This is a genomic window from Salinibacterium sp. ZJ450, from assembly GCF_011751885.2.
Lineage (GTDB): Bacteria > Actinomycetota > Actinomycetes > Actinomycetales > Microbacteriaceae > Ruicaihuangia.
In genome coordinates, this window is sequence record NZ_CP061771.1 from 3,611,064 (window position 1) to 3,629,832 (window position 18,769).

Consider the following 18,769-nt stretch of genomic DNA (forward strand, 5'->3'; position numbering starts at 1 on the left):
CCCGCGCTGTTCGGCGAGTGCCGCGTTACGATCCGTCGAACTCGAGCAGCACCTTGCAGCTGGCCTCGCCATTCGTTGCCATGGCGAAGGCTTCCGAGGCGCGGTCCACCGGGAACGCGTGAGTGATGAGCTCATCGGCGGCGGGGGTCTCGGCCAGCACGGTGAGCGCGCGGTCCATCTCGTCGGCGAAGCGGAACGAGCCGCGCAGATCGAGCTCGCGGCTCACCAGAAGACCCATCGGCAGCGAAATGGGATCGAGGGGGAGATTGCCGACCTGAACGATGGTGCCGCCGATGGCGACCGTCTTGATCAGATGGGCGAGCGATGCCCCCGCGCCTGACGCTTCGATGGCGATGGTGTGCTCACCCGGAACGGGCTGACCAACGTCGAGCACGTCGTCGGCCCCGACCTTGAGTGCCCGTTCGCGTGCCGACTGGGCGGGGTCGATCGCGGTGATGTGGGCGGCTCCCGCGGCTCGGAGGGCAATGATGGCGAGGGCGCCGACCGGTCCGCATCCGCTGACCAGGACGCTCTTGCCTGCGACGTCGCCGGCGCGCGAGACAGCGTGCAGCGCCACGGCGAAAGGCTCCGCGAGTGCGGCTCTGCGCTTGCTCAGACCGGTGGGAATGAGCCGCACCTGGCTCTCGTGAACCGCGATCTCATCCGCGAACGCCCCATCGCGGTGCGGCGACACGGCCGCTGACCCGAGGTAGGACAGGTGCGGGTGCAGGTTGTCCCGTCCGGCGAGGCGTTCAGGCAGGGGACCCGTCGTCGACGCGGGGTACACGGTCACGGCCGTGCCCGGGCTGACCGAGGTAACGGACTCGCCGACCGCGATGACGGTGCCCGACAGTTCGTGACCGAGGACGAACGGATGCTGCTGCACCGCGCTTCCCGATCGGCCGGACTTCCAGTAGGACGTGTCTGAGCCGCAGATTCCAGCCCAGGCCACGCGGATCACGACATCCTCGGGGCCGACCGTGGGGGAGGGACGGTCGGAGAGGCGGAGATCGCCTGCCGCATGGAGTTCGAGGACGCGCATTTCGGGCTGCCTTCCAGCATCGGTACCAGAACCGACGCAGAACGACATCGGTGCTTACGTCAGCGTAGCAGACCCTATATGCCTATATGACAGGTTGCCTGAGCATGTGGGATGCGGTCTCCGCTTCGACCGCGTGCACCAACTGTGCCGTCCTGTCCATGTGCACGCGCATCGCCTCGGCCGCGACATCCGGCTCGCCTGCCACGATCGCCTCGACGATGCGCGCATGCTCGGCGTGCTCCTCCCCGACCAGGCCCTCTGCCTCGCGGTGGGCACGCAGCCGGATCATGGATTCGAACACGAGACCGCGAACGGCCTCCGTGACGCCGAGTAGGGCCGGATTCGCACTGATTACGGCAATTTGCCTATGCAGCTCGAGGTCCAGCTCGATATAGGCCTTCGCGTCGCCCATCGCATCTCGCATCGCCTTCTCGAGCGACACGAGATCCTCCCGCTGGGACGCTGTCGATTTGCTCGCCGCGAGCAGAGCCGCCTCGATCTCGAGCGGCGCGCGCAGTTCCATCAGCGTCGTGAGCGGTTCGGCCGAGGTGCGGATCGCTCGAGAGAGAAACAGTGCGACCAGATGCGAATCGAGCCGTCGAACGACCGCGTTGCGGCCGTTCGACAGTTCGATCAGTCCCAGGGCCGCCAGCGCGCTCAGCGCCTCCCGGATGACGGGGCGGGAGACGTTGAATCGCTCGCTGAGCGCTGCGGTTGATGGCAGGGCATCGCCAGGCGCTAGCCGCGCTTGATCGATGTAGCTGATGATTGCGCGGTGCACCTGGGCGGTCAGGGGTTCGCGCATGAGATCGGTCGACACGTTTGCAAGCGTACTAAGCACCGGTCGCCGATCTGCCGCGAATACCCGGTTAGAAGGTGTTGATCAATCCGACGACGCCCACGAAGGTGATGGATGCCGCGGAGACGAACAGCATCACCGTCGTCGCCTTGCCGTCCTTCACGCGCGGGTCCGTCTGAGTGCGCGACAAGTACACCGTCGCGATGGCCACGCCGATCAGGAAGATCGCGTTGAGCACACCCGCGAAGATCACGAGCGGCAGCGGCGAGGAGACGATCGTGCCGAATGCGCCCCAGACCAGGGGGAGGATGATCATGATCCAGCGCATCCAGCGGTCCCGCTTGACCTGGTCGAACCAGTCGAAGGCGCCGAAGATGGCGAGGGTGTTGCCGATCTGACGGCCGAGGCTCGGAACGTTCGCGACGATGGTCTTGAACAATGCCAGGCCGGCACCGAGCAGGAAGATGACTGCACCCCAGGCTCCGACGCCCGTCTCGAAGATGCTGGACAGGGTCGTCATCACTTCGGTTCCAGCCGGCACGATGCCCTGCGGGTGGAGGACAGCAGCGCCCAGCATGTAGAAGGCGGCGGTGCTGATCGTGTAGATGACCCAGGAGACCCAGGCGTCAACCTTCATCACCGAGATCCAGCCGCGGGCCCGGCGCGCCCAGTCGGCGGAGTCGTCGCGGGGACCGGTCCATGCCGCGTATCCCTTTTCCACGCACCAGTAGGTGTACGCCGTGGTCTCTCCGGCACCGATTCCGGTGAGTCCGAACATGGAGAGGGCGATGCCCATGGCACCGATGGCGATCTGGAACTGGAAGCCCTCGGCGAGGTCTGCACCCGTCCAGGCAAATTCCGTGCCCTGGATGATGAACACCATGGCGACCGCGAACGCGGTCACGACGAAGACGAGCACCGTCGACACGCGCTCCACGATGAGGTACTTGTTCGCGATGTGAATGAGGATTGCGGCGACGGCGAGAATCGCAACCCAGGTGCCGATCGAAAGCAGCGAGTACGGCTCGCCGCCGATCGGGAACAGCGTGCTGAAGGCGAACGCCGCGGCGCTGATCACGCCCGCCTGGCTGGTCAGGAACTGCACGAACATCAGCAGGACAAGCCAGGCCATCCAGCCGCGCTTACCCAGTCGGGGCGGAACGTCGTCGTAGCCCGCGATGGCGACACGGCCGGTGGAGATCGTCCACCGTGCCAGCTCGATCTGCACCCAGACCTTGACGAAGGTCGAGACGAAGACCAGCCAGAAGAGCATGAAGCCGGCCTGGGCACCGAGAGCGGTGGCCGTGAGGAGCTCGCCGGAGCCGACCACAGCCGCCGACGTGATCATGCCGGGGCCGAGGAAACGGAACCGGCCGCGCAGGGTCGTCGGCGGTTCTTTGATCTGGGTTCCGTCGACCACATATGGGTCGGAACGTCGAAGGGTTGTCCCTGCGGTCAAGGTGTGAGATGTCGTCATGAATGGCCTCCTCGCCAAATGGCGCCGGGCTCCGTCGACGCGTCAGAAAACCTAGCAGCCAGTCAGATAGGTTGCCAATTCACCCGGCACACACCCGATCGCCAGCAGGCTCCCAGCGAACAGGGAGCAAGATGGAAAATGTGAGCGTTTTTGCGACGAAGCCCTGGTTGAGTGCCTATGCGAAGGGCGTGCCGAGCGAAATCGCACCGCCCACGGACACGCTCGTCGACGCGATGGAAGCCTCGGTGCGTCGCTATAAGAACAAGGTCGCCCTCGACTTCTTCGGCGCCACCACCCGCTACGGCGAGCTCGGCGAGCAGATCAACCGCGCCGCCGAAGGGCTGCGACGGCTGGGCGTGCAGCGCGGCGACCGGGTGGCCATCGTGCTACCGAACTCGCCGCAGCACATCGTCGCGTTCTACGCCGTGTTGCGGCTCGGTGCGATCGTCGTCGAGCACAACCCGCTCTACACCGAGCGTGAATTGCGCCACCAGTTCGAAGACCACGGCGCCCGCACCGCGATCGTCTGGGACAAGATCGCCGACACCGTGCTCGATTTTCCCGGCGACCTCGGCGTCAACACGGTGATCGGCGTCGACATCACCCGGGGAATGAAGCTCGGCATGCGGATGGCGCTGCGCCTGCCGGTGCGGAAGGCACGGGAATCCCGCGCCCAGTTAACCGCCGGCCGCCTCAGCCCCGGCGTCATCCCGTGGAGCACGATCGCGGAATCCCGGCCGCTACGCCGCTCCCACCCACGCCCGCGCGTCGACGACGTCGCCGTGCTGCAGTACACCAGCGGCACCACCGGGGCGCCGAAGGGCGCCATCCTCACCCACCGCAACCTGCGCGCCAACGCGCTGCAAGGAGAGGCGTGGCTCCCGGGCCTGCGCAAGGGGCGCGAGGTGTTCTACGCGGTGCTGCCGATGTTCCACGCCTTCGGACTCACGCTCTGCCTGACCTTCGCGATGAGCGTCGGCGCACGCCTGGTGCTGCTGCCGAAGTTCGACGAGACCCTCATGCTCGATGCCATCAAGCGCATCCCGCCCACCTTCCTGCCGGCAGTTCCGCCGATCTACGACCGCCTCGAGCGGGCCGCGGCCGCGCGGCACGTCAGCCTCCGCGGCATCCGTTTCGGCGTCTCCGGCGCGATGAGCCTGCCGGTCGCCACCGTCGAGCGCTGGGAGAAAGCGACCGGCGGCCTGCTGGTCGAGGGTTACGGAATGACCGAGGCGTCACCGATCGCGCTTGGCAACCCGGTCGGCCCGAGCCGACGGCCGGGCACCGTCGGGGTGCCGTTTCCGAGCACTGAGATGCGGGTCGTCGACCCCGAGAACCCCACCGTCGATCGCGGCTTCGAGGAGGAAGGCGAACTGCTGGTGCGCGGCCCTCAGGTGTTCCTCGGCTACTGGAAACGCCCGAACGACACCGCCGCGACCCTGCTGCCGGACGGCTGGTTGCGCACCGGCGACATGGTGCGGGTCTCGGTCGACGGGTTCGTCACCGTGGTTGACCGCCTCAAGGAGCTGATCATCAGCGGCGGGTTCAACGTATCGCCGAGCGAGGTCGACGAGGCCCTGCTCTCACACCCCGACGTCATCGACGCGGCCGCCGTGGCGATGCCCAATCAGCACGGCGGCGAGGATGTCGCGGCCGCCGTGGTGCTCGCAGACGGCGCCACCCTGGACGTCGAGGCGGTGCGCGAGCACTGCCGAGGACGGCTCGCGGCATACAAGGTGCCGAAGACGATCGTGCAGCTCGACGTGTTGCCGCGCTCGCTGATCGGCAAGGTGCTGCGGCGCGAGGTGCGGGAGCAGCTGCTGAAGCGCTGAGCTGCTCTGCTCTGCTCTGAGCGGCGGCGACTGTTGCCCCGCGTTACGCCTCGATTAGAACGGCTGAGCGCGGCGGCATAGCGTGTTGGCATGCCTGATGCAGTGGTGACGAACCCGACGATCGCGAACCTGCTGGCTGAGACCCGCAGCTACCCGGCGCCCGCGCCGTTCGCCGCGCAGGCGAACGTGGATGCGTCGTGGTGGGCGAAGGCGGATGCCGACCCGGTCGCGTTCTGGGAGGAACAGGCCCGCCGGCTCGAATGGAACACTCCCTGGCACACCGCGCACACGTGGGAGCCGGTGGTTTCGACCGGCTCAACCGACGGGGACGCCGACGGCGCGCTAAGTATTCCGAAAGCGGAATGGTTCGCCGGCGGCACCCTGAACGTGGCCGTCAACTGCGTCGACCGGCACGTGCGCGCCGGCAACGGCGACAAGGTTGCCCTGTATTTCGAGGGCGAACCAGGTGACCGCCGAGCCATCACCTATGCCGAACTCGAGCGCGAGGTGGCCAAGGCCACGAACACACTCACCGACCTCGGCATCGTCAAGGGCGACCGGGTCGTCATCTACCTGCCGGTGATCCCCGAAACCGTGATCGCCACCCTCGCGGTGGCCCGCATCGGAGCAATCCACTCCCTGGTGTTCGGCGGATTCAGCGCCGAGGCGCTGCGCTTCCGGGTCGAGGACACCGAGGCGAAACTGCTGATCACCACCGACGGCCAGTACCGTCGCGGCGGCGCCGTCGCGGTCAAGGAAAACGCGGATGCCGCGGTCGCCGACGTGCCGAGCATCGAGCACGTACTCGTGGTGAAGCGCACCGGCTCCGACATCCCCTGGACCGAGGGCCGCGACGTCTGGTGGCACGACAGTGTCGACACGGCATCCGATATGCACCAAGCGGAATACTTCGACGCCGAGACGCCGCTGTTCATCATCTACACCTCCGGAACGACCGGCAAGCCAAAGGGCCTGGTGCACACCAGCGGCGGCTACCTCACCCAGGCGAACTTCACGCACTGGGCGGTCTTCGACGCCAAACCGGACGACGTGCATTGGTGCACCGCCGACCTCGCCTGGGTAACCGCGCACACCTACGAGATCTACGGGCCGCTCTCGAACGGGCTCACCCAGGTGATCTACGAGGGCACCCCGAACACCCCACACCGGGCGCGGCACTTCGAGATCATCGAACGCTACGGCGTCACCACGTACTACACCGCGCCGACCCTGATCCGCACGCTGATGACCTGGTTCCCGGAGGGTGCGCCGGCCGAGTACGACCTGTCATCGATCCGCCTTCTCGGCACCGTCGGCGAGGCGATCAACCCTGAGGCGTGGGTCTGGTTCCACGAGACGATCGGCCGCGGCGAGGCGCCGATCGTGGACACCTGGTGGCAGTCGGAGACCGGAGCGGCGATCATGGCCCCGCTGCCGGGCGTCTCCACGCTGAAGCCGGGCTCCGCCAACCGGGCGCTGCCCGGCGTCGGCACCCGCATCGTCGACGAAGCCGGCGAGACCGTGCCATACGGTCAGGGCGGCTACCTGGTGGTCGACCGGCCCGGACCGGGGCTTGCCCGTACCGTGTGGGGCAACCCCGAGCGCTACCGCGACTCGTACTGGGCCAAGTACTGGAAGCAGGGCTACTTCTTCTCGGGCGACGGCGCGAAGTGGGACGAGGACGGCGACATCTGGGTGCTCGGTCGCGTCGACGACGTGATCAACGTGTCCGGCCACCGGCTGTCGACGATCGAGATCGAGTCGTCGCTGGTGGCGCATCCGCTGGTCGGCGAGGCCGGCGTGGTCGGCGTGCACGATGACATCACCGGGCAGGGGATCGCCGCGTTCGTGATCCCGGCCGTCGCCGATCACGCCGAGCATGACCCGGCGTACTGGAACGACCTGCGCCCGCAGTTCTTCGCCGAGTTGCGCGCACATGTCGCGCAGCACATCGGCCCGATCGCCAAGCCGCGCGATGTCATCGTGGTGCCCGACCTGCCGAAGACCCGCTCCGGCAAGATCATGCGCCGGCTGCTCGGTGACATCGCCGACGGACGAGTCCTCGGTGACGTCACCAGCCTGCAGGACGACACCGTGCCGGCGCGGATCGCGCACATCGTCGCCTCGTCCTGACAAGCACCCCTCGCGGATCCTGCCCATAAAGCAGAACATTGAACTGAGCGGGTTCGCTGCCCGGGTTCAGTGCCGAAGGAGAATCGCCATGACCGCAGTTCAGATCATCGAGTACGGCACCATCGACGTGACGGATGCCACTGGCCGAAGCACGCCCGGTGACGGACAGGTGCTCGTGAAGGTCGCCGCGGCCAGCATCAACAAGATCGACAAAGCCGTGATCGACGGCTACCTGCAAGAGAACCTGCCGCTCGAACTTCCGGCCACGGCGGGCGGCGATTTCGTGGGCACGGTCGAGGAAGTGGGCGCCGGCGTCACCCACCTGCAGCCTGGCGAGCGGGTGTTCGGGCAAGCCGGGCCGCTGCTCGGCGGCACCGGGTCGTTGGCGGACTACACCGTGGCCTCCGCAGAGTTCACCGCTCGGGCACCGCAAGACCTTGACGATGTGCACGTCGCCGCGCTCCCCCTGGTCGCCACCAGTGCGGTGGAGGCCATCAACACGCTGCAAGTGGGCGAGGGCACCACCATCCTGGTGCTCGGCGCCGCGGGCGCGGTCGGCAGCGTGGCCGTGCAGGTAGCGAAAGACCGCGGCGCGACCGTGTACGGAAGCGCCGCGGCCTCCGAAGAGAGCTACCTCATCGGGCTCGGCGTCGACCGCGTCTTCGATTACACCGACGACACCTGGCTCGCCGAAGTCAGCGATCTCGACGCGATCTACGACGCGTCATCCGGACTCGACCCCGTGCCGTACTACGTACTGCTGAAGCGCGGCGGCCGAATGGTGTCGATGAGCACGAGCACCGAGCATGACACCGCGAGGGCGGCGGATGCCGGCGTGACGGCGAAATCCCAGCTCACCCAGCCCACCCGCGAGCTGCTCGAGCAGGTGGCGGTGCTGGCCAACTCTGGCGTCATCGTGCAGCGGATCGGTTCCAGCTACCCACTCACGGATGCCGCGAGGGCGTTCGAGGAGGACACGGACGCTCAGAAACGGGTGATCATCGTCGCCTGAACCCGGTGGCCTTAGGGTCGAATCATGAGATTCGGCATGTTTGTTCCGCAGGGCTGGCGTCATGATCTGGTCGGAATCGATCCGGCCGACCAGTGGGCGGCGATGAGCGGCCTGGCCAGGCATGCCGACGCCGGGCCGTGGGAATCGATCTGGGTCTACGACCACTTCCACACCGTGCCGGTGGCCACCGACGAGGCCACGCACGAGGCATGGACGCTGATGGCGGCCTTCGCCGCCACCACCTCCCGGGTGCGGCTCGGCCAGATGTGCACCTGCATGAGCTACCGCAACCCGGTCTACCTCGCGAAGGTGGCGGCAACGGCCGACCTCATCTCGGGTGGGCGCGTGGAGATGGGCATCGGCGCCGGCTGGTACGAGCACGAGTGGCGGGCGTACGGCTACGGCTTTCCCGGAGTCGGCGAGCGCCTGGCACGCCTCGACGAGGGCGTCCAGATCATGAAACAGGCCTGGACCACCGGCCGCGCCAGCCTCGACGGCAAGCACTACCAGGTGGATGACGCGATTGTGCGGCCGCTGCCGCTGCAAGCGGGCGGCATCCCGATTTGGATCGCCGGTGGTGGCGAGAAGGTGACCCTGCGGATCGCCGCCCAGTACGCCAACTACACCAACTTCTCGGGCGACCCCATCGGGTTCGCGCACAAGAGCGGCATCCTGGAGCAGCACTGCGCGAATCTCGGCCGCGACTTCGGCTCGATCGTGCGAAGCGCCAACTACAACACCATCCTCGGCACATCTGCGGCTGATGTCTCGGCGCGCATCGACGCCATCGAGGCGCGGGTCACGCCGCACCTGGGTGCCGACAAGGCGGCGGAGTTCGTGCATGAGTACCGCAGCGGCACCGCGATCGGCGTGGGCACGCCGGAGCAGGTCGCGGAGCGACTCTCCGCGCTGAAGGACCTCGGTCTGGGCTACGCGATCCACTACTTCCCCGAGGCCGCATACGACCGGTCGAGCATCGACCTGTTCGAACGCGAGGTCATGCCCGCGCTGCGCTGAGTCAGTCGACGAAGCCGCGCAGCACCAGCCGGATCCGCTGCAGCATCGTCGAGGCGGTCATCGCCACGCGCACCGGCGCCCCGCGCTCCTCGGCGGCGTCGATGGTCTCGACCAGTTCGGACAGCACCGCCTCCGCGCCATCCAGCTGCTCGGCGGTGAGGCTGCCGCTGTTCCAGGCCTCGATGGCATCCGCGGTGTCGCGCGCGACCGCGGCCAACGGCCCCCGCAGCTCGGTATGCGCGTATCTCTCCCGCGGTTCGTCTGCGGCGCCCTCAGCGATGTCGCCGATCTCCTCGATGCACCGGGCGATCCGCTCCAGTGCCCGCAACTGTTTCTGCTCGTTTTCGAAGGCTCCGGGATGTCGCCGAGCGCGCGGGTTGCCTCGCCGACTCTCTCCCGCCGAGGCCACCATCGACCGTGCCGCGCCCACCGCCTGCCGGAGTTTCTCGCCGTCGTCATCCAACTCGGCGTCGTCGCTTTCCAGCCGGTCGGCCAGCTGCCGCAGCCGCCGCTCGGCCGCCTGCCTGCCGGCCTTCAGGGCGCGTTGCCCCTCACTGAGGTACAGCGGCGGGAACAGGAAGTTCACGAGCAGCCCGATCACCACGCCGATCAGCATCTGCAGGATGTAGGCGAACGAGTACTCCTCTGCCTGGGAGTACCCGAGCAGCAGCACGAACAGTGCCGCCGAGGGCACCCAGCTGCGCTGCTCCCCGAACACGCGGGCGCTCGCCAGCAGCACGGCCAGGCCCACCGCCAGGCCGACGGTAAGCGGTGTCGGCCGGCCGAGCGCGATCATGCCGACGGCGATGATCGCCCCCACCGCCAGCCCGAGGATGGTTTGCAGCCCATTCTTCGCGGAGCGCGCAATCGTCGGGTTCATCGAGATGATGGCCCCGAGCGGCGCGTAATACGGGTACTCCGCCGCGGCACCGGGAACCAGCCCGGCCACCGCCCAGGCGACACCGGCCGCGATGGCGGACTTCGTCGCCATCAGCAGCGTGGTCTGCGCGCTTGGCGAGCGTAGCCAGGCTCGCAGGCGCGTGCCCAACCGTGCGCCTTGCGGGGACTGCGACATCCGTTACACCAACGCCGGGTCGTACCTCTCGACGGTCAGGCCGTCGCCATCGTCCGCGATGCCCACCCGCACCGTGTCGCCGTCACGGATCTCTCCGGCCAGCAACTCGCGGGCGAGCTTGTCGTCGATCTCGTGCTGCATCAGCCGGCGCAGCGGCCGGGCACCGTACACCGGGTCGTAGCCGCGTTCGGCCAGCCAGCGCCGCGCATCCGGGGTGACCGCCAGCTCGAGGCGGCGGCCGGCCAGCCGCAGTGAGAGCCGTTCGATGTAGAGCTCGACGATCTCGCCGAGCTCCTCCATCGACAGCTGGGAGAACACCACGATGTCATCGAGCCGGTTGACGAACTCCGGCTTGAACGCCTGACGCACCAGGTCGAGCACGGCCTGCTTCTTCTCGTCCCAGGCGAGCGTGGGGTCGATCAGGATCGGGCTGCCGAGGTTCGAGGTGAGGATCAGGATGGTGTTACGGAAGTCGACGGTGCGCCCCTGACCGTCGGTCAGCCGGCCGTCATCCAGCACCTGCAGGAGCACGTCGAAGACCTCGGGGTGCGCTTTCTCGACCTCGTCGAACAGGATCACCGAGTACGGGCGGCGGCGCACCGCCTCAGTGAGCTGGCCGCCCTGCTCGTAACCGATGTATCCGGGAGGGGCACCGACCAGGCGCGACACCGAGAACTTCTCCCCGTACTCGCTCATGTCGATGCGCACCATCGCCTTCTCGTCGTCGAAGAGGTACGCGGCGAGCGCCTTCGCCAGCTCGGTCTTGCCGACACCGGTCGGGCCGAGGAACAGGAACGAGCCGGTGGGCCGGTTCGGGTCGGCGATGCCGGCGCGGGTGCGGCGCACCGCCTCGCTGACCGCGGTCACCGCTTCCTTCTGGCCGATCAGGCGTTTGCCGAGCTCGGTTTCCAGGTGCAGCAGCTTCTCGGTCTCCCCCTGAGTGAGCTTGTCGACCGGGATACCGGTCCAGGCGGCCACCACCGCGGCGATGTCCTCCTCGGTGACCTGGTCGTTCACCATGCGCGGCCCGGTCGGCTCCTCCGACTCGGCGGCCGCGATCTGCTTCTCGATGCCCGCGATCACCTCGTAGTTCAGCCGCGCGGCGTCTTCGTAGCGGCCCTCGCGCATGGCCCGGTCGAGGTCGATGCGGGCATCATTCAGCTTGGTCTTCAGCTCGCCGACATCCTGCAGCGACGCCTTCTCGGCCGCCCACGCCGCCTCGAGCGTGTCGAGCGACGCCTGCTTGGTGGCCATCTCCTCACGGAGCTTCTCCAGGCGCGCCTTCGAGGCGTCGTCCTTCTCCTTCTTCAGCGCGAGCTCTTCAAGCTTCAGCCGGTCGACGGCACGCTTCAGCTCGTCGATCTCGACCGGGGAGGAGTCGATCTCCATCTTCAAACGGCTGGCTGCCTCGTCGACGAGGTCGATCGCCTTGTCCGGCAGCTGCCGACCGGTGATGTAGCGGTTGCTCAGGGATGCCGCTGCCACCAGCGCCCCGTCCGAAATGGACACCTTGTGGTGCGCCTCGTAGCGCTCCTTGAGTCCGCGCAGGATGGCGACGGTGTCCTCGACGCTCGGTTCGCCCACGTACACCTGCTGGAAGCGGCGTTCCAGCGCGGCATCCTTCTCCACGTACTCGCGGTATTCGTTCAGGGTGGTGGCGCCGATCAGGCGCAGCTCGCCGCGGGCCAGCATCGGCTTCAGCATGTTCGATGCCGCGACCGATCCCTCTCCGCCGCCTGCGCCCATCAGCAGGTGCAACTCATCGACGAAGGTGATGATCTGGCCCTCGGCCTCGTTGATTTCCTTGAGCACACTCTTCAGGCGCTCCTCGAACTGTCCGCGGTACATCGCGCCGGCAACCAGGGCGGCGATGTCCAGCGCGATCAGCTGCTTGCCCTTCAGGCTGTCTGCGACGTCGCCGGCGACGATGCGCTGGGCGAGCCCCTCGACCACGGCGGTCTTGCCGACACCCGGCTCCCCGATCAGCACCGGGTTGTTCTTGGTGCGCCGGGTGAGCACCTGGCTCACGCGCCTGATTTCCGCGTCGCGACCGATCACGGGGTCGAGTTTGCCGGCACGGGCGATCTCGGTGAGGTTGATTCCGAACTGCTCGAGGGCAGACTTCTGCTCCTCCTGTGTGCCGGGTGCGCCCTGCATGTTTGCCATCCGTGTGCTCCACTTCAAAGTTGAGTCTAAACGACTCAAGTTTAGGAGATCGGATGCCGCGACGCCAGCGCTCCCGGTAGTTTCCCGGCTCGGCGCGCCTGATTCTAAAAAAGGAACCGGTTGACGTAAGAGATTCGCGACTCTAAAATCGGCGCAAGTTGATCAAAGAAAGGACGGGCCGATGACGGTGCTCCCCCTCCCGCCACCCCGGCGATACCCCCGACCCTCGCCCGCGCCGGTTTCCGCCGTGGGCACCCTGACAGGAGAATTCCGATGAATCAGCACCCCCACCACCTGGCTGCGATTGCGATTGCGCTCGGCGTCGCCCTGGGCGCGAGCGGCTGCGCCCTTGCAGCTCAACCGCTCGAGGCGGCTGTCCCCATTGCGGCGCACAATTCGTCTGCGCACGCGTCGTCTGCGCACGCTGCGCCTAAGGCCCAGAAGATCGATCGGGCCACCTTCCACCAGGACATGCGCAAACTGTGGGAGGACCACATCACCTGGACCCGGCTCTACATCGTCAGTGCGATCGCCGATCTGCCAGACCTCGACGCCACCGCCGGTCGACTGCTGCAGAACCAGGCGGACATCGGCGATGCCGTTGCCACCTTCTACGGCGACGACGCCGGGGCGGCGCTGACCGCACTGCTCCGGGAGCACATCCTCGGCGCCGCTGACCTGCTCGCCGCCGCGAAAGCAGGCGACGCGGCGGCCGTTCAGATCCAGAGCGACCGGTGGTATCAGAATGCCGATGACATCTCGCGGTTCCTGGCCGACGCCAACCCGAACTGGCCGTACGAGACGCTGAAGGAGATGATGCGCGCCCACCTCGACCAGACGCTCGATGAAGCCACCGCTCGGCTCACCGGAGACTGGGCGGCGGATGTCGCGGCCTACGACGAGATCCACCACCACATCCTCGAGATGGCCGACACCCTCGCCGACGGCATCATCAAGCAGTTCCCTCAGCGCTTCATCCGCTGATTCCCCGGCCTCGCTGGTTTCCCCGTCAGCCACCGCGGCGCGTCTCGCGCCCGGTGGCTGTCTCACGCTCGCGTCAGCCGTCAGCTCGTCAGCTTGTCGACTCGCCCTCGCGCTCGCCCTCGTCAGCGGTCGGCACCCGGAGCAGGGCGCCCTCATGCCGCACCGTCGCCGCCGCGATCTCCATCGATTCCTGCAGCGCATGCGCCCACGCCGCACCGCTGGTGGGTATCCCATCGACGGCAATGCGTCGCACCATGGCGGCCAGCGTCGCATCACCCGCGCCCATCGTGTCGATGACCGGGCCGGGCAGCGGCACGATCGGAGCGTGCACGGGCCGGTCGTCGTGGTACAGGGTCGCTCCGGCGCGTCCCGCGGTGGCAAGCACGGCGCCGGCTGCAGATCCGCCCGGACGACCCGTCCTGAGCCGTTCGACGAACGCCTCGAGGGAGTCGCCGAGCAGCAGGTCCGCGTCCTCGTCGCCCACTTTCGCGAGCAGAGCCCTCGACGCGAAGTCCTCGAGATTGTCGAGGAAGCGTTCCCGGTCGGCGAGCATCCCGGCCCGGGGGTTTCCGTCGACGATCACCCGCTGCGCGGGCCGGGCGATCGCGTCGACCAGCTGGGCATACTGGTCGCCGTTATCGAACGGGAAGCAGCTCACCACGACCAGGTCGGCCTCGTCGAGCGCCCGCCGCGTCGCCTCGTCGAACCGGATGGCGCGACGCTTCGCGGCCTCGTTGAACGTGTAGCTCGGCTCGCCGTCTGCGCGGTCGGAGATCGCCCGCGAGGTGCCATATGGCGAGGGGCTCTCGACGAGCCGCACCCCGTAATCGGTGAGGTAGGCGCGAATGCGGTCTGCGGGCTCGTCGGCGCCGACCATGGCGACGAGGGTGACCGTCTCACCGAGCACGGCGAGGCCCACGGCGACATTAAGGGCGGCACCGCCGACGAACTCGCGTGATCCGTATTGATCCCGAAGCTCGTCGATGAGGGCGTCGCCGACGACGGTGATGCGCCGGGTCGGTGCGGTGGGTTGCGGCATCCGTTCAGCCCTCCTGGCGGGGCGGGATCTCACCGGACCCGCGCTGGATCAGCCGCGTCGGCACGATCGTGCGCACGGCGGGGGAGGCGTCTCCGCCGAGCCGCGCGAAGACGCGTTCTGCGGCGATGCGGCCGATCTGCTGCGGGTCCTGCGCGATGACCGTGATCCCGGGGTCGAGCAGGTCGCCGAGCGCCACGTCGTCGAATCCGACGAGCGCGGTGTCGTGATGCCGGCCGAGCTCGCGAAGCCCGTGAATGACTCCGATCGTCACGAGATTCTGCGCGCTGAAGATCGCGGTCGGCGGCGTCGGCGAGTCGAAGAGCGCGAGCGTCGCGAGTCGGGCCGACTCCTCGTCGTGGAGCCCTTCGATCACGGGCACGTCGCGGGTGGCGACTCCGGCGCGACCGAGTTCCTCGAGGAAGCCGCGACGGCGCTCGCGAGCGGTTTGGATTGTGGGGCGGTCGCCGAGGTAGGCGAGCCGCCGGTGGCCGTGCTCGAGAAGGTGCCGGGTCGCGCGGGCGGCGCCCTCAGCGTTGTCGCTGACGACGACATCGGAGGTGATCCCCGCAGGCTCGCGGTCGACGAAGACGACGGGCGTGCCGCGCCGAAGCTCCGACGCGAGGTACGCCTGGCTGTCGGAAATTGTGGTCAGGATCAGCCCGTCAACGCGACGGCGGAGGAAGGCACTCACCGCCTGCTGCTCACGCGCGGGGTCGTCGTCGAGACTCGAGGCGAGGACGCCGACGCCGTGTTGCAGCGCGGCGTCCTCAACCGCCCGGTGCACCGCCCCGGCGAACGGGTTACCCACGCTGCCGACGAGCAAACCGAGGGTACGCGTGCGTCCGTCGGCTCGACGAAGGTTGCCGGCGTGCAAGTCAGGCTGGTAATTCAGTGTTCGGGCCGCCGCGGTGACCTTGGCGGTTGTCGCGGCCGACACATTGGGCTCACCATTGATAACACGGGAAACGGTCTTGATCCCCACGCCTGCCAGCGCGGCTACCTGACGCATCGTCGGCCTGGAGCGGTCGATGTCTGCAGACTGAGTGGTGTTGATGGTTGACAACGGTGTCATTACTCGCTCTCCAATGTGCAATACCCCCTTGACTATACACAACCATGTGAGTTAGACCTATGGATGACATCGTTGTCAGGGAGACAACGATTCCCCACCACCAGAGGAGATTCAACGATGAATCACGCAGCACCTGGCGCATCCCGACGCCGCCTCATTGCCGCGGGGTCGCTTGTCGCGGCCGGCGCGCTCGCTCTCACCGGATGCAACACGGGCGGCACGCCCGACACAGCCACGACTTCCGACTCAAACGGCGAGTCCGTCGGCGTCTCGCTTATCGTGAAGACGACCACGAACCCGTTCTTCGTCTCCATGCAGGAGGGCGCCCAAGCGGCCGCCGACGAACTGGGCGTCGACCTCACGCTCGCCGCCGGCAGGGAGGACGGCGACGAGGACACGCAAATTCAAGCGGTCGAGAACGCCATTTCCAAGGGTGATGCCGGCATCCTGATCACCCCCAACGGCCCTGGCGTCGAAGATGCCATGGTGAAGGCCCGTGACGCCGGCCTCTTCGTCATCGCGCTCGACACGCCGCCCAGCGACCCCGAGTCTGTGGACATCACGTTCGCGACGGACAACTTCGAGGCCGGCCAGCTGATCGGCCAGTGGACCGCCGCGAAGCTCGCGGGGGAGAAGGCCACGATCGCGATGATCGACCTGTTCGATGACAAGGTCGTATCGGTCGATGTGAACCGCGATCAGGGCTTCCTCGACGGCATGGGCATTGACCTGGCCGACGAGACCGCGAACGGCGACGAGGCTTCGACCGGCACGTACAGCGGCGGCGACGGCGGCGAGTACGAGATCGTCGGCAACGAGGCATCCCAGGGGGCCGAGGACGGCGGCCGCACCGCAGCTGAGACGCTGCTCTCGCAGAACCCCGACATCAACGTGGTCTACACGATCAACGAGCCTGCTGCCTATGGCGCATACGAGGCGTTCAAGGCGGCCGGCAACGAAGACATCATCCTCGTCTCGGTCGACGGCGGATGCGCCGGTGTCGACCAGGTGGCTGAGGGCATCATCGACGCGACAAGCCAGCAGTACCCCGTGAAGATGGCCGAACTCGGAGTGCAGGCGATCCACGACCTGGTGGAAACCGGCGAGGCACCTGAGACCAGCGAGGGCCTGGACTTCTACAACACCGGGGTAGCCCTGGTAACGGATGACCCGCAGGATGGCGTCGAGTCCATCACCGCCGCCGACGGCAGCGAAATCTGCTGGGGCTAAGCCCAACCATCACACCGGTCAATGAGACATCGGAGTAGAACGTGACTCAGAACACACGGAGCGAGCCTCCAACCTCGGAGCTCGATCTGGCCGAGGAGTTCCTCGACCGCACCACCCCGCTCAGCCGAATCCGCAGCGCGTTGCACCGGTACCCGGCCATCAGCCCGGCCATCGTGCTCGTGGTCGCCGTGATCGTCTTCGGCTTGCTGAACGACCGCTTCCTCAACCCGGCAAACCTGTCGCTTATCACGCAGCAGGTCGCCGTGGTCGGCACCCTCGCGATCGCCCAGACGCTCATCATCCTCACCGCGGGCATCGACCTCTCGGTCGGCGCCGTGATGGTGCTGAGCTCCATGGTCATCGCGCAGTCGACCGTGCAGGCAGGGCTGCCCGCCGTACTCGGCCTCCTGCTCGGGCTCATCGTGGGCCTCGCTGCGGGCGCCTTCAACGGCTTCCTGGTGACACGGCTGAAGCTGCCGCCCTTCATCGCCACCCTCGGCACGCTGAACATCTTCGTCGCGCTCACTCTGCTCTACTCGGGCGGCGCCACCATCCGCGGGGCCGAGATGCCGGCCATCCTCACCTGGACGGGCGAGACCTTCGGCATCGGCGGAGTGAACATCACGGTCGGCGTAATCATGATGTTGCTCCTCTACGTCGCGATCGCGCTCATCCTTCAGAAGACAGCCTGGGGCCGCCACGTCTACGCGGTTGGCGACGACAAGGAGTCGGCGCGCCTCGCCGGCATCCGGGTGAACCGGGTTCTGATGAGCGTCTATCTCTCGGCGGGCGCCATCCTCGCGGTCGGCGCGTGGATTCAGATTGGGCGGTCGAACGCCGCGTCACCAAACGCCGGCGTCGACCTCAACCTTGACTCCATCACCGCCGTCGTCATCGGCGGCACGAGCCTCTTCGGCGGGCGCGGCACCGTGTGGGGCACGCTCCTCGGTGCGCTGATCGTTGGCGTGTTCCGCAACGGTCTCTCGCTGGCGGGACTCGACGTGCTCTGGCAGACCTTCGCCGTCGGCGTGCTCATCATCGCCGCCGTCTCGATCGACCAGTGGATCCGAAAGGTACGCAAATGACTGACACCACCGCGGCCCCGGCCGCCGGCGCCACGCCAATGGAGACGCGCACGCCAATTCTCCGGGCTCGCCGTCTCGTGAAAACCTTCGGCCGCGTCGTCGGCCTCGACGGGGTGAGTCTCGAGCTCTACGCTGGGGAGGTGCTCGCCGTCATCGGCGACAACGGCGCGGGCAAGTCCACCCTCATCAAGTGCCTCACCGGCGCGGAAATCCCCGACGAGGGTGAGATCTTCCTCGACGAGAAGCCCGTGCACTTCAAGCGCCCACAGGACGCCCGCGCGGCCGGCATCGAGACGGTCTACCAGAACCTCGCGGTCTCGCCCGCGCTCGACGTGGCTGCCAACCTGTTCCTCGGCCGCGAGGAACGGAAGAAGGGCATTCTCGGCTCGGTATTCCGCGTGGTCGACCAGAAGGGCATGCGACAGAAGGCGACAGCCGAGGTGAAGGCGCTCGGAATCACGACGTTGCAAGACGTCACCGTGGCGGTGGAGAACCTCTCCGGCGGCCAGCGCCAGGCCGTCGCCGTGGCCCGCGCCGCCGCGTTCGGCTCAAAGGTCGTCGTGCTCGACGAGCCCACTGCCGCGCTCGGCGTCCGCGAGTCAAACCAGGTACTCGAGATGATCAAGAACCTCCGCGACCGCGGCATCCCGGTGATTCTGATCTCGCACAATATGCCGCAGGTGTTCGATGTGGCCGACCGCATCCACGTCCAGCGGCTCGGCAAGAAGGCGGCGACGATCACCCCCCAGTCGCATTCCATGACCGATGCCGTTGCGATCATGACCGGGGCTTCCCGCGGGTAACCC

At 67.4% G+C, this 18,769-nt stretch carries 15 protein-coding genes; 8 read left to right on the plus strand and 7 right to left on the minus strand.

Features of this window, described 5'->3' with window-relative positions; all coding sequences use genetic code 11:
- Nucleotides 1-25: 25 nt before the first annotated feature.
- The 3 genes from HCT51_RS17510 to HCT51_RS17520 all read right to left on the minus strand — a co-directional run bounded on the left by HCT51_RS17510 (nucleotide 26) and on the right by HCT51_RS17520 (nucleotide 3,318).
- The gene (locus tag HCT51_RS17510) at nucleotides 26-1,042 is read right to left on the minus strand and encodes an L-idonate 5-dehydrogenase (protein WP_166880781.1); all 1,017 of its coding nucleotides are present in this window, start codon (nucleotides 1,040-1,042) and stop codon (nucleotides 26-28) included.
- An 82-nt stretch (nucleotides 1,043-1,124) separates the two neighbouring features.
- On the minus strand, nucleotides 1,125-1,862 hold the full coding sequence (locus tag HCT51_RS17515; protein ID WP_166880778.1) for a FadR/GntR family transcriptional regulator: 738 nt from the start codon (nucleotides 1,860-1,862) through the stop codon (nucleotides 1,125-1,127).
- 49 nt (nucleotides 1,863-1,911) lie between these two features.
- On the minus strand, nucleotides 1,912-3,318 hold the full coding sequence (locus HCT51_RS17520) for an Nramp family divalent metal transporter (RefSeq protein ID WP_166880776.1): 1,407 nt from the start codon (nucleotides 3,316-3,318) through the stop codon (nucleotides 1,912-1,914).
- A gap of 131 nt (nucleotides 3,319-3,449) precedes the next feature.
- On the opposite strand from HCT51_RS17520, the gene HCT51_RS17525 reads away from it, so the two are divergent.
- From HCT51_RS17525 to HCT51_RS17540, 4 genes are all read left to right on the plus strand, one after another.
- Nucleotides 3,450-5,150 carry a long-chain-fatty-acid--CoA ligase gene (locus tag HCT51_RS17525; RefSeq protein WP_166880774.1) on the plus strand — a complete coding sequence of 567 codons (1,701 nt, stop codon included), beginning with the start codon at nucleotides 3,450-3,452 and terminating at the stop codon, nucleotides 5,148-5,150.
- Between the two features lie 90 nt (nucleotides 5,151-5,240).
- Complete coding sequence (gene acs / locus HCT51_RS17530) at nucleotides 5,241-7,283, plus strand: acetate--CoA ligase (protein WP_166880772.1); 2,043 nt, start codon at nucleotides 5,241-5,243, stop codon at nucleotides 7,281-7,283.
- A gap of 88 nt (nucleotides 7,284-7,371) precedes the next feature.
- Nucleotides 7,372-8,295, plus strand: a complete 924-nt coding sequence (locus HCT51_RS17535) for an NADP-dependent oxidoreductase (protein WP_166880770.1) — start codon at nucleotides 7,372-7,374, stop codon at nucleotides 8,293-8,295.
- 24 nt (nucleotides 8,296-8,319) lie between these two features.
- Complete coding sequence (locus HCT51_RS17540) at nucleotides 8,320-9,312, plus strand: LLM class F420-dependent oxidoreductase (protein WP_166880768.1); 993 nt, start codon at nucleotides 8,320-8,322, stop codon at nucleotides 9,310-9,312.
- Between the two features lies 1 nt (nucleotide 9,313).
- Here the strand turns inward: HCT51_RS17540 and HCT51_RS17545 are convergent, their stop codons facing one another.
- Nucleotides 9,314-10,360 (minus strand): FUSC family protein, encoded by a 1,047-nt coding sequence (locus tag HCT51_RS17545; protein ID WP_166880766.1) that lies wholly within the window; start codon nucleotides 10,358-10,360, stop codon nucleotides 9,314-9,316.
- A 30-nt stretch (nucleotides 10,361-10,390) separates the two neighbouring features.
- Nucleotides 10,391-12,553, minus strand: coding sequence for an ATP-dependent Clp protease ATP-binding subunit (locus HCT51_RS17550; protein ID WP_166880763.1), 2,163 nt, complete (start codon nucleotides 12,551-12,553; stop codon nucleotides 10,391-10,393).
- A gap of 273 nt (nucleotides 12,554-12,826) precedes the next feature.
- On the opposite strand from HCT51_RS17550, the gene HCT51_RS17555 reads away from it, so the two are divergent.
- Nucleotides 12,827-13,537, plus strand: a complete 711-nt coding sequence (locus tag HCT51_RS17555; RefSeq protein ID WP_208322730.1) for a hypothetical protein — start codon at nucleotides 12,827-12,829, stop codon at nucleotides 13,535-13,537.
- Nucleotides 13,538-13,625: 88 nt separating this feature from the next.
- Here HCT51_RS17555 and HCT51_RS17560 read toward each other — a convergent pair whose 3' ends face one another.
- Nucleotides 13,626-14,576, minus strand: coding sequence for a carbohydrate kinase family protein (locus HCT51_RS17560; RefSeq protein ID WP_166880760.1), 951 nt, complete (start codon nucleotides 14,574-14,576; stop codon nucleotides 13,626-13,628).
- A 4-nt stretch (nucleotides 14,577-14,580) separates the two neighbouring features.
- Nucleotides 14,581-15,648: a LacI family DNA-binding transcriptional regulator gene (locus tag HCT51_RS17565; protein WP_370626863.1), complete on the minus strand. Its 1,068-nt coding sequence runs from the start codon at nucleotides 15,646-15,648 to the stop codon at nucleotides 14,581-14,583.
- A gap of 117 nt (nucleotides 15,649-15,765) precedes the next feature.
- On the opposite strand from HCT51_RS17565, the gene HCT51_RS17570 reads away from it, so the two are divergent.
- From HCT51_RS17570 to HCT51_RS17580, 3 genes are read left to right on the plus strand one after another with little or no spacing between them, the layout of a single operon-like run.
- Entirely contained in the window at nucleotides 15,766-16,878 is a 1,113-nt protein-coding gene (locus tag HCT51_RS17570) for a substrate-binding domain-containing protein (protein WP_166880758.1), read from the plus strand.
- Nucleotides 16,879-16,919: 41 nt separating this feature from the next.
- The gene (locus HCT51_RS17575) at nucleotides 16,920-17,963 is read left to right on the plus strand and encodes an ABC transporter permease (protein ID WP_166880756.1); all 1,044 of its coding nucleotides are present in this window, start codon (nucleotides 16,920-16,922) and stop codon (nucleotides 17,961-17,963) included.
- Nucleotides 17,960-18,766: an ATP-binding cassette domain-containing protein gene (locus HCT51_RS17580; protein ID WP_166880753.1), complete on the plus strand. Its 807-nt coding sequence runs from the start codon at nucleotides 17,960-17,962 to the stop codon at nucleotides 18,764-18,766. The genes HCT51_RS17575 and HCT51_RS17580 overlap by 4 nt, the downstream gene beginning before the upstream one ends.
- The last annotated feature ends 3 nt before the right edge of the window (nucleotides 18,767-18,769 follow it).

Excerpts from the sequence above, each read along its gene's own strand:
- HCT51_RS17510 (WP_166880781.1), bottom strand. The coding sequence starts at position 1,042 with ATGCGCGTCCTCGAACTCCATGCGGCAGGCGATCTCCGCCTCTCCGAC.
- HCT51_RS17520 (WP_166880776.1), bottom strand. The coding sequence starts at position 3,318 with ATGACGACATCTCACACCTTGACCGCAGGGACAACCCTTCGACGTTCC.
- HCT51_RS17525 (WP_166880774.1), top strand. The coding sequence starts at position 3,450 with ATGGAAAATGTGAGCGTTTTTGCGACGAAGCCCTGGTTGAGTGCCTAT.
- acs (WP_166880772.1), top strand. The coding sequence starts at position 5,241 with ATGCCTGATGCAGTGGTGACGAACCCGACGATCGCGAACCTGCTGGCT.
- HCT51_RS17535 (WP_166880770.1), top strand. The coding sequence starts at position 7,372 with ATGACCGCAGTTCAGATCATCGAGTACGGCACCATCGACGTGACGGAT.
- HCT51_RS17540 (WP_166880768.1), top strand. The coding sequence starts at position 8,320 with ATGAGATTCGGCATGTTTGTTCCGCAGGGCTGGCGTCATGATCTGGTC.
- HCT51_RS17550 (WP_166880763.1), bottom strand. The coding sequence starts at position 12,553 with ATGGCAAACATGCAGGGCGCACCCGGCACACAGGAGGAGCAGAAGTCT.
- HCT51_RS17555 (WP_208322730.1), top strand. The coding sequence starts at position 12,827 with ATGAATCAGCACCCCCACCACCTGGCTGCGATTGCGATTGCGCTCGGC.
- HCT51_RS17560 (WP_166880760.1), bottom strand. The coding sequence starts at position 14,576 with ATGCCGCAACCCACCGCACCGACCCGGCGCATCACCGTCGTCGGCGAC.
- HCT51_RS17565 (WP_370626863.1), bottom strand. The coding sequence starts at position 15,648 with ATGACACCGTTGTCAACCATCAACACCACTCAGTCTGCAGACATCGAC.
- HCT51_RS17570 (WP_166880758.1), top strand. The coding sequence starts at position 15,766 with ATGAATCACGCAGCACCTGGCGCATCCCGACGCCGCCTCATTGCCGCG.
- HCT51_RS17580 (WP_166880753.1), top strand. The coding sequence starts at position 17,960 with ATGACTGACACCACCGCGGCCCCGGCCGCCGGCGCCACGCCAATGGAG.